10 protein-coding genes and 1 pseudogene are annotated in these 10086 nt (G+C 68.4%); 10 read left to right on the forward strand and 1 reads right to left on the reverse strand.

Annotated elements, in window-relative coordinates:
- The 5 genes and pseudogenes from EV640_RS13285 to EV640_RS13305 form a co-directional block, all read left to right on the forward strand.
- Positions 1-192, forward strand: a pseudogene (locus EV640_RS13285) (potassium transporter TrkG); the annotation flags it as partial.
- 128 nt (positions 193-320) lie between these two features.
- Positions 321-992 carry a potassium channel family protein gene (locus EV640_RS13290; RefSeq protein WP_036477482.1) on the forward strand — a complete coding sequence of 224 codons (672 nt, stop codon included), beginning with the start codon at positions 321-323 and terminating at the stop codon, positions 990-992.
- Between the two features lie 10 nt (positions 993-1002).
- A complete protein-coding gene (locus tag EV640_RS13295) occupies positions 1003-2187 on the forward strand; it encodes an acetoin utilization protein AcuC (protein ID WP_243832338.1) in 1185 nt (394 codons plus the stop codon).
- Positions 2188-2382: 195 nt separating this feature from the next.
- Positions 2383-2481 (forward strand): 30S ribosomal protein bS22, encoded by a 99-nt coding sequence (locus EV640_RS13300; RefSeq protein WP_081652675.1) that lies wholly within the window; start codon positions 2383-2385, stop codon positions 2479-2481.
- A 92-nt stretch (positions 2482-2573) separates the two neighbouring features.
- Entirely contained in the window at positions 2574-2834 is a 261-nt protein-coding gene (locus EV640_RS13305) for a glutaredoxin family protein (RefSeq protein ID WP_133726703.1), read from the forward strand.
- A gap of 197 nt (positions 2835-3031) precedes the next feature.
- Here EV640_RS13305 and EV640_RS13310 read toward each other — a convergent pair whose 3' ends face one another.
- The gene (locus EV640_RS13310) at positions 3032-3592 is read right to left on the reverse strand and encodes a hypothetical protein (RefSeq protein WP_051501430.1); all 561 of its coding nucleotides are present in this window, start codon (positions 3590-3592) and stop codon (positions 3032-3034) included.
- 271 nt (positions 3593-3863) lie between these two features.
- Between EV640_RS13310 and EV640_RS13315 the strand changes: the two genes are divergently transcribed.
- The 5 genes from EV640_RS13315 (at position 3864) to EV640_RS13335 (ending at position 9788) form a co-directional block, all read left to right on the forward strand.
- Positions 3864-4382 carry a CarD family transcriptional regulator gene (locus tag EV640_RS13315; RefSeq protein ID WP_036477487.1) on the forward strand — a complete coding sequence of 173 codons (519 nt, stop codon included), beginning with the start codon at positions 3864-3866 and terminating at the stop codon, positions 4380-4382.
- A 65-nt stretch (positions 4383-4447) separates the two neighbouring features.
- On the forward strand, positions 4448-5821 hold the full coding sequence (gene ispF / locus EV640_RS13320) for a 2-C-methyl-D-erythritol 2,4-cyclodiphosphate synthase (protein WP_133726704.1): 1374 nt from the start codon (positions 4448-4450) through the stop codon (positions 5819-5821).
- Between the two features lie 25 nt (positions 5822-5846).
- Entirely contained in the window at positions 5847-7337 is a 1491-nt protein-coding gene (gene cysS, locus EV640_RS13325) for a cysteine--tRNA ligase (RefSeq protein ID WP_133726705.1), read from the forward strand.
- A gap of 2 nt (positions 7338-7339) precedes the next feature.
- Complete coding sequence (gene rlmB, locus EV640_RS13330; RefSeq protein ID WP_051501433.1) at positions 7340-8332, forward strand: 23S rRNA (guanosine(2251)-2'-O)-methyltransferase RlmB; 993 nt, start codon at positions 7340-7342, stop codon at positions 8330-8332.
- A gap of 1 nt (position 8333) precedes the next feature.
- Positions 8334-9788, forward strand: coding sequence for a maltokinase N-terminal cap-like domain-containing protein (locus EV640_RS13335; protein WP_133726706.1), 1455 nt, complete (start codon positions 8334-8336; stop codon positions 9786-9788).
- Positions 9789-10086 lie beyond the last annotated feature (298 nt).

Consider the following 10086-nt stretch of genomic DNA (forward strand, 5'->3'; position numbering starts at 1 on the left):
ATCTCCGCCTTCGCGACCGTCGGGCTCACCAGTGGGCTCACCGAGGACCTCCCGCCCGAGGGGCTCTACGTGCTCGCGGCGCTGATGTTCGCCGGCCGGGTCGGGATCATCACCTTCGCCGCCTCGCTGACCGTGCGCCAGCGCAGCCGGGTCCGGTACCGCTACCCCGAGGGCCGCCCCATGATCGGCTGATCCAGCATCGCCCGACGAGCATGCTCCCGGTGACACCGGCCAGGCCGAGGGGGTTTACCCTGGAGTCAGCACTTCAGGACTCGGCCCCGCAGGGTCGAGCAGGTTCATTCGCGGAAAAGGACGCATTCGTGGCCAAGCTGAATCCCCAGAGCAACAAGCCGGTCCTCGTCGTGGGGCTAGGCCGCTTCGGCATCGCGCTGAGCAACCAGCTGGTGAGCCAGAACAAAGAGGTCCTCGCCGTGGAGCAGAACCGCGGTCTGGTCCAGAAATACGCCGATATGCTCACCCACGTCGTGGAGGCTGACGCCACGGACATCGAGGCGCTGCGTCAGGTCGGCGCCCAGGAGTTCGACGCCGCCGTCGTCGGCGTCGGCACCTCCATCGAGTCCTCGGTGCTGATCGCGGCCAACCTGGTGGACCTCGGAGTCAGCCAGGTCTGGGCCAAGGCCATCAATCCGACGCACGGCAAGATCCTGACCAGGATCGGCTGTCACCATGTGATCTACCCCGAGCACGACGCCGGCGTGCGCGCCGCACACCTGGTCTCGGGTCAGATGCTGGACTTCATCAAGTTCGACGACGACTTCGCCATCGTGAAGATGCGCCCGCCGCGCGAGCTGCACGGCAAGACCATCGACCAGTGCCAGCCGCGCAGCCGGCACAAGGTCAACGTGGTGGGCGTGAAGTCTCCGGGAAAGGACTTCGTCTACGCCCAGCCCGACACCCTGGTCTCCGCCGGAGACACCATCATCGTCTCCGGAGACGTCTCTCAGCTGGAGTACTTCGCCGACCACGCCTGAGGAGGCCACCGTGGGAGAACTTCCCGCCGCCGTCGTCTGGGACGAGGCGCTGCTCGAGTACCGATTCAACGCCGACCACCCCATGAACCCCGTGCGGCTGGAGCTCACGGCGAGGCTCTGCGAAGAGTTCGGCCTGTTCAGCGGGTCCAATGTGAAGCGGCTGGAGACCGCGATAGCCTCCGACGCGGTGCTGGGCACGGTCCACAGCGCGGAGTACATCGCGGCAGTCAAGAACGCCGCCGAGCATGGGCACTCCTCCCAGGACCATGGGCTGGGCACCGAGGACACCCCGGTGTTCAGCGAGATCCATCTCGGCGCCGCCAGGATCGTCGACGGCACTGTCCGGTGCGCCCAGGCGCTGCTCGAGGGCACCGCGGTGCGGGCGCTGAACTTCGCCGGGGGGATGCACCACGCCGCAAGGTCCCGGGCCGGCGGCTTCTGCGTCTATAACGACTCCGCGGCGGCCATCGCGCTGCTGCTCGAGCAGGGCACCCGCCGAGTGGTCTACATCGACGTCGACGCTCACCACGGGGACGGCACCCAGGACATCTTCTACGACGACCCGCGGGTGATGACCATCTCGATCCACCAGACCGGCGTCGCGCTCTACCCGGGCACCGGATTCCCGAACGAGACCGGAGGCCCGGGCGCCGAGGGCTCGGCCGTGAACATTGCGCTGCCTGAGACCACCGGCGACGCTGGCTGGCTTCGCGCCTTCCACGCCGTCATCCCGCAGCTGGTGGCCGCCTTCGAACCCGAGGTCATCGTCTCCCAGCACGGCTGTGACTCGCACCGGGAGGACCCGCTGTCTGACCTGCAGCTCAGTGTGGACGCCCAGCGGCAGAGCGCCCTGGACATCGCGCACCTGGCCGACGAGCACTGCGAAGGGCGCTGGATCGCCACCGGCGGAGGCGGCTACGCGGTGCACACCGTGGTTCCGCGCAGCTGGACCCACCTGACCGGCATCATCGTCGGATCGCCGCTGTCGCTGAAGACCGCGGTGCCAGGCTCCTGGCGGAACTATGTGCGCGAACGCCACCACGTGGAGACGCCCGAGACCATGGGCGACGACGCGCAGCTGTGGTGGCGCTCCTGGGAGCTCGGCTACGATCCCTCGGACGCCGTGGACCGCGCGGTGATGCAGACCCGCAAGGAGATCTTCCCGCTCTACGGGCTGGACCCCTGGTTCGACTGATTCCTGGTTGGACTGATCCCCCGGGCGAGACCGGCCCCTGGGCGCACCGGTGCCGGGAGTCGCCGGGGCCCGTGCTCCCGCGGATTCGGCCACAGACGGGACCTTCCCCCTCGATTCTGTGCCAGCACTGCCTTGCGGCTACACTGTTCCGAGACCCTTTTCTCGTTGTTTACCTACAGACAAGGACTGCACCCCATGGGCTCAGTGATCAAGAAGCGCCGCAAGCGCATGGCGAAGAAGAAGCACCGCAAACGTCTGCGGAAGACTCGTCACCAGCGCCGCAACAAGAAGTAAGAGTTCTTGTCAGCGTGAAGAAACCCCGGCAGCCAGCAGGCGGCCGGGGTTTCCTCGTCCCACCCTGAGGATCCCCGAGCGAAGGAGAAGGCGTGAGCCGGTCAGTCGAGGTTGAAGTACTCGTCAAGCAGGGCTGTCACCTGTGCGAAGATGCCGTGGCGGTGGCCCGAGAGGTCTGCGCAGAGTTTCCGGTGGAGCTTCTCGAACACGACATCACCGAGAAGCCGGAGCTGCTCTCCAGCTTCGCCGAGGAGATCCCGGTGCTGCGGATCAATGGTCAGGTCAAGGACTTCTGGCGCATCGACCCGCAGCGGCTGCGCCGGCTGCTGCGTGAGGCCCTCGCAGGCTCCTGACGCGGGTGCTCAGCGTCGCCGCAGTCCACGAGCGTCGCCGGAGTCCACTAGCGTCGCCGGAGTCCGCCGAGCGGCGCCGCAGAGCGCGCGCACATACAGAGAGGGCCCGCTTCCAAGGAAGCGGGCCCTCTTCTGTATGTGCGCTCAATGCCCGAGCGCTGTGCGGCGGTTCGGCCGCAGCGTGGGTGGGGCCTGGGTCAGTGGCCGTCGTCGCCCGAGTCGTGGTGCGCCGCGCCGCTGCCCCAGGTGTCGGGACCGTGCACGAGGTGCTCGGTCATGGACTCGTCGTAGCCGTCGGGGAGCAGGTGCCGGTATTCCGGCAGGACCCCGTCGAAGACCGAGGCCATGACCTGCTTGGACTCGCCGTCCACGCTGACGGTGATCTCGTGCATCTGGCCGGGGTCGGCCTGGAAGGATTCGACGACGAGCTCCTCGTCGAGCTCCAGGGACACCTTTTCTCCGGCTGGGAGGGTCGCGGAGAAGGTCTCGCCGTCGACGTCGAGCTCCACCTCGGCGTCCTCGGTGCCGCTGTTGATGATCGAGCCCATCGCCCGCGCGGGGTTGCCGGCCTCATCAGTGATGAAGGCCATGTGGCGGAACTGCACCTCCCCGACGTCGGCACGGGTGCCGTCGGAGGCCGCGTACTGCTGGGTGGTGGCCTGGTAGTTGACGGCGCTGCAGCCGCTGGCGCCCAGGAGTGCGGCGGCAGCCACGGAGACCGCTGCCAGGCGGCGGGTCTTATCGGCTGAGAACTTCACGTGGAGAGTCTCCTCACGGGCTTGGAGCGATGCGGATCAGCTCCAGGGTACGCGGTGCGGGACCCCGGAGATTGGCATGCAGCGCAGATGTCGTCCACGTCAGCGGAGAAGTCTCTGCCCACGTGATGGTCTGATCTGGAGGTAATTCTACAGGATGTCGAAATCCGGTGGCGGCGAACCCTATGTCGTGACGCCGGAGGGGATCCGGAGCGACACGCGGAGGCAATTGTGACGCGTGATAAACTTGAGGTCGGGAAAGGGGAATCATTACATGAATTTTGAGGTCGGCGAGACGGTCGTATACCCGCACCACGGTGCTGCGACGATCGAAGAAGTGAAGACCCGCACCATTCGGGGCGAAGAGAAGATGTACCTCAAGCTTCGGGTCTCCCAGGGAGACCTGACGATAGAGGTACCGGCAGACAACGTCGATCTGGTCGGCGTTCGCGATGTCGTCGGTGCAGAAGGCCTGGAGCACGTCTTCGACGTGCTGCGTGCCGAGTACACCGAAGAGCCCACGAACTGGTCACGCCGGTACAAGGCGAATCTCGAGAAGCTCGCCTCCGGTGACGTGAACAAGGTCGCCGAGGTCGTGCGTGACCTGTGGCGGCGCGAGAACGACCGCGGTCTCTCCGCAGGTGAGAAGCGCATGCTCGCCAAGGCCCGGCAGATCCTGGTCTCGGAGCTGGCGCTTGCGAAGAAGCTCGACGAGGAAGAGGCTGCGAAGCTTCTGGACGAGATCCTCGATCAGGCCCCGACTCCGGCAGAGCCAGAGAAGGTCGCAGAGTAGAGATGAGCCAGGTGGGACCACAGGTCGCACCGGCAGCCACAGATGCTCCAGCAGGAGCACCGTCGATGAGTCGCCCGGACGCCGGGACAGGGAAACCTGTCACAGCGCGCCGGGCGCTCATCGTTGTGGCGGCCGGCAGCGGAGAACGGCTGGGACACGGACGGCCCAAGGCCTGCGTGGATCTGGGCGGACGCCCGATCCTCGCCCACGTGATGGAGCGCCTCCACGGGCTGGCCCAGGGCCTGCCGACACAGGACCCCGCGCACCAGGACCCTTCGCACCAGGACGGAGCGGTTCGCGGACTGGACGCCGTGGTGCTGGTGCTGCCCTCGGACCAGGTCAGCTATGACCAGCTGGCCACGGTGGGGGAGCAGTTCAGCGCCGCCACCGGCGTGTCGGTGCACCACACCCGCGGCGGAGGCAGCCGCTCCTCCTCGGTGCGTGCCGGGATCCGAGAGCTGCTGCGCGCCGCGGCCGCAGACTGGGACCCAGCGCGCACCACCGTGCTGATCCAGGATGCGGCCCGCGCCATGACCCCCGAGGCGGTCTACGCCCGGGTCTTCGCCGCCGTGGAGGCCGGCGCCGCCGCCGTCGTCCCGGCTCTGCCCGTGACCGACACCATCAAGCGGGTGCATGCCGAGCCGTCCGCGACGCCCGGCGCCGAACGGGTCGCCGAGACCGTGCCGCGCTCCTCGCTGCGCGCCGTGCAGACCCCGCAGGGCTTCACGCTCGAGCTGCTCCAGCAGGCCTTCGACTTCATCGGGGACCTCCCCGACGCCCAGGCCGAGACGCTGACCGACGAGGCCATGATCGCCGAGGCCATGGGGGTCGAGGTCACGATGGTCCCCGGTTCCCAGAGCGCCCTGAAGATCACCACCGCCGAGGATCTCGCCGCCGCCCAGGCGACGCTGGCGCAGCGCGAGACACCCGCCCCGAGGAGACCGGTGCTGCCGCGGGTGGGAATCGGCCACGACGTCCATGCCTTCGCCCCTGCACAGGAGCCCCGGGACCTCTGGCTCGCCGGCTTGTTCTGGCCCGGCCAGCAGGGCCTGACCGGGCACTCCGACGGCGACGCCGTGGCGCACGCCTGCTGCGACGCGCTGTTCAGCGCCGCAGGCCTCGGCGACCTGGGGGTGCACTTCGGGGCTGACACCATCGGCACCGCGCGCCCCGAGCTCGAAGGCGCCTCCGGGGCGCGGCTGCTCGCCGAGGCCGCGCGCATCCTGGCGGCGGAAGGCTTCGGCATCGGATCCATCGCGGTGCAGTTCGTGGCGAAGCGACCGAAGTTCGGTCCGCGACGGGAAGAGGCCCAGCAGGTGCTCAGCGCGGCAGCCGGAGCGCCGGTCGCGATCAGCGCCACGACCTCGGACGGACTCGGCTTCACCGGTCGCGGCGAGGGCATCCTGGCCACGGCCACCGCCGTGATCTACACGATCTGAACCGAGGACCGGATAGGCTGACCGCGTGGCACTGCGACTTTATGACACCAAGACGGCGACCGTGCGAGATTTCGAGCCCCTCGAGCCGGGCAGGGTGTCCTTGTACTACTGCGGCGCCACCGTCCAGGGGCGACCCCATGTGGGCCACGTGCGATCGGCAGTGGCCTTCGACATCCTGATCCGCTGGCTCGAACACAGCGGCCTCGACGTGCTCAGCGTCCGCAACGTCACCGACATCGACGACAAGATCCTGGAGAAGTCGGCGCTCTCCTACCTGCCCGAGCACACCCCCAGCCCGGACTACCCCGCGCAGGAGCCCTGGTTCGCCCTGGCCTACCGCTTCGAGCAGGCCTTCCACCAGGCCTACGACGCGCTCGGGGTGAAGCGCCCGCGCTACGAGCCGCGCGCCACCGGGCATATGACCGAGATGTTCGCGCTGATCCAACGACTGATCGACGCCGACCACGCCTACCCCGCCCAGGACGGCTCCGGTGACGTCTACTTCGACGTCCGCTCCTGGCCCCGCTACGGGGAGCTCACCCATCAGCGGGCCGAGGACATGCAGGACGCCGCCGACGCCGATGCCCGCGGCAAGCGCGACCCGCGCGACTTCGCGCTGTGGAAGGGCCACAAGGCCACCGACCCGGAGACCGCGCGCTGGGACGCCCCCTGGGGCGCCGGCCGGCCCGGCTGGCACGTGGAGTGCTCGGCGATGGCGACCAAGTACCTGGGCAGCCGCTTCGACATCCACGGCGGGGGCCTGGACCTGCGCTTCCCGCACCACGAGAACGAGCTGGCCCAGTCCGGCGCCGCCGGCGACGACTTCGCCCGGTTCTGGCTGCACAACGGGATGGTCACCTACGCCGGGGAGAAGATGTCCAAATCCGTGGGCAACACCATCGCCCCGGAGGAGATGCTCAGCGCCGCCCGGCCACGCGCCGTGCGCTACTTCCTGGGTCAGGCCCATTACCGCTCCCAGCTGGACTACCGCCCGACCTCGCTCCAGGAGGCCCAGGCCGCCGTCGAACGTATCGAGACCTTCCTGGGCCGCGCGGCGGAGGCCCTCTCCGGCCAGCGTCTGGGCTCCCATGACGCTGTCCCGGAAGCCTTCACCGCCGCGATGAACGATGACCTCAATGTCCCCCAGGCGCTGGCGGTGCTCCACGAGACCGTCCGGGCGGGCAACATCGCCCTCGACGCCGAAGACACCGAGCAGCTCGCGCGCAGCGCCGGCGCCGTGAGCACCATGGTCCAGGTGCTCGGGCTCAGCGATGTCCCCGAGGTGGGGGCCGCCGGCGGTTCCGAGGCTGAGGCCGCGCTGGGTGAACTCATCGAGGCGCTGCTCACCGATCGCGTGGAGGCCAAGTCCGCCAAGGACTACGCCCGCGCCGATGCTGTCCGCGACCGGCTCACCGCAGCCGGAATCGCGCTGGAAGACTCCAAAGATGGAACTCGTTGGGCGCTTGCCCGGACGAGTGCGACCACCAGCCCCGCCACCGGGGCTAGGAAAGGCTGAACATGGGACAAGATTCACGGCCGAAATCGGCTGCGATCCGCAGAGAGAAGAAGGGCCCGCAGACCGGCTCCGGAGGTCAGGGACGGCGCGCGCTGCGCGGGAAGGGACCCACGCCTAAGGCGGAGGACCGGGTCTACCACAAGGCGCACCGGCAGAAGATGCTGGCCGATCGGGCAGCCACGAAGACCAGCAGCAACCAGCCCCGCCAGCGCGGCTCCGGCTTCGGTGCCGAGGACATGGTCGCCGGACGCAACTCAGTGCTTGAGGCGCTGCGCGAACGCGTCCCGGCGAAGGAACTGCATGTCGCCACCGACGTGGAATCCGACGGCCGCGTCCGGGAGGCGCTGCAGTTCGCCGCAGAAGCCGGGGTCCGGGTCCGCGAAGTCACCCGTCGGCAGCTGGATAACTCCACCGGAGGTGCGGTCCACCAGGGTCTGGCGCTGCTGCTGGAACCCTACGACTACATCGACGCGCTGGAGCTGGCCGAGAACGAGCTGGAGCGCGCGGCGAAGGGCCACATCCCGCACCAGCCGTTGTTCCTGGCATGTGACTCGATCACCGATCCGCGCAACCTCGGCGCGATGCTCCGCGCCGCCTCGGCCTTCGGCGCCCATGGGGTGCTGATCCCGGAACGGCGCAGCGCCGGTGTGACCGCCACGACCTGGAAGACCTCCGCCGGAGCCGCGGCGCGGATCCCGGTGGCCCGGGCGAAGAACCTGACCCAGACGCTGAAGGAGGCGAAGCAGCTGGGCTTCTTCGTGCTGGGGCTCGACGGCGAGGGCGACATCTCGCTGCAGAACATCGAACTGGCCCAGGAGCCGGTGATCATCGTGGTCGGCTCGGAGGGCAAGGGCCTCTCCCGCCTGGTCCGTGAGACCTGCGATCAGATCGTCTCGATTCCGATCACCTCGGCCACCGAATCCCTCAACGCCTCCATGGCTGTAGGGATCAGCCTCTACGAGATCGCGATGCGACGCCAGGGGGCACGGCAGTAATATGGCGAGCTTCCGAGGCGAGGAACAACCAGGATTTCGAGACCTGGTCGGAACCTGGCTGTCCCAACAGTCCTGGTTCCAGGCTGCACCAGGTCGCCGGGTGATCACCCGCGTCGGTGGTCTGCGGCTCCCCGCCCCGGAAGGGGACCCTGATCAGGGTCTGCGCCTGGAGCTGCACATCATCCAGGTGGACCACGCCGCCGGACAGGCGCGCGTGGCCGTCCCGATGGCGCTGCGCAGCCGACCTTCGGCGCTGGCCGGCAAGACCGCGTTCATCGGTCGCCTCAGCGCGGCCGCCGGAGACCTCTGGGTCTACGACGGCGCCCGCGATCGAGCCTTCCTCGCGGCCTGGCACGAGATGGCTCGCCGCGGACAGGGCAGTCGCAACGGCCGGTCCCGAGGGGAGGCCTTCGCCGAGTTCAACACCTGGCCCGCATTCCCGGCCAAGCTGCAGCGCACCCCCCTGGATGCGCCGGCGCCGGCGGTGGCCCGCACTGCGGTGACCGTCGAAGGTGGAGCCGAAGAGACCTCCAAGACCCTGGTCGACTTCATCCGCCGTCCGGACCAGCATCGCCCCGACGCTCTGGACACCGTGCTGCAGATGAGCAGGAACGGCAGCCGCACCGTGGCACGAGTCCTGGGCGTGGTCACGGGCAGCTGGCCAGAGCCGCACCCGGGCAGCGGAGAGCCCCAGTGGGTCACCGGTGATCTCGGGATCATCCGCGAGGTCTCCATCAGCGGCGCACCAGCATCGACGCGGGCCCGCGCCGCTCTGGCGGAAGGATCAGACTTCCTTCCCGAGGCCACCGCGCTGGGTCGGATCCTGGGTGACTTCCACGCAGACCTCGCCGGAACCTTCGGGGCACACCCGCAGACCGCCGCGCAGCTCGAAACCAGCAAGGACCAGGCCGCGGAGCAGTTGGAACAGGCCTGGACGAAGGTGCGTGAGGACTCCGATGAGACCGCGACTCCCGAGCTGGGGGATCTCATAGGCCGCCTAGGCACAGCGCTGCGCAGCGTGGACCAGGTGATGGACCTGCAGAAGATCCATGGGGACCTGACCCTTGAACGACTCCGCCAGCACGAGACCGGCTGGATCATCGACGAGGACGGCGGGATGATCGATCACGCTCAGCCGCTGCGCGACGTGCTCTCCTTGATCGCCTCGCTCGCGGAGCTCGTGCGGGAGGTCACCCAGAGAGACTCCGATACCGCACCGGCTCAGCCGGAGGCATCGATCAAGGACCTCGGGCTCTGGTACGAACAGGTGACCAAGGCAGTTCTCCAGGGCTACCGGGACAGTGATGCCAGCAGTTCGGGAATCGACACACCCCTCTTCGAGGCCGCCATGGTCACCGAATCCCTCGAGCTGTTCCACCGGTGGGGTGCCCGCTGGGTCTTGGCGCCTTGCCTGTCGGACAAGCACCAGACCGGATCCGGTAAGCACGAGACCTGATCCGGAGAGGACCCAGGACAGAGTCCGCTGGTTCGACCCGGATGCTCTCGGTCGTAGGATCCGGGCCGGCTGGTCCGCAGTGGGGGAGGCGGCCCAATTGAGGCCACCCGACTGCGGAAGCCTGACCGGGACGGCACGGAGTGTAGGGCAGGGCTGGGATCCCCGGGATCACGGGGATCTGGGGGTGTGATGCAGCTCGCACTGGATCTGGTTTGCGGACTCGGCAGGGCGTGTGTAAAGTTCTATCTCGTGCTCAAGGGCGCACAGCGGAAAGCCACGGCGGACCGCGCAAGACCTT

The organism is Nesterenkonia aurantiaca, assembly GCF_004364585.1.
Classification (GTDB): domain Bacteria; phylum Actinomycetota; class Actinomycetes; order Actinomycetales; family Micrococcaceae; genus Nesterenkonia; species Nesterenkonia aurantiaca.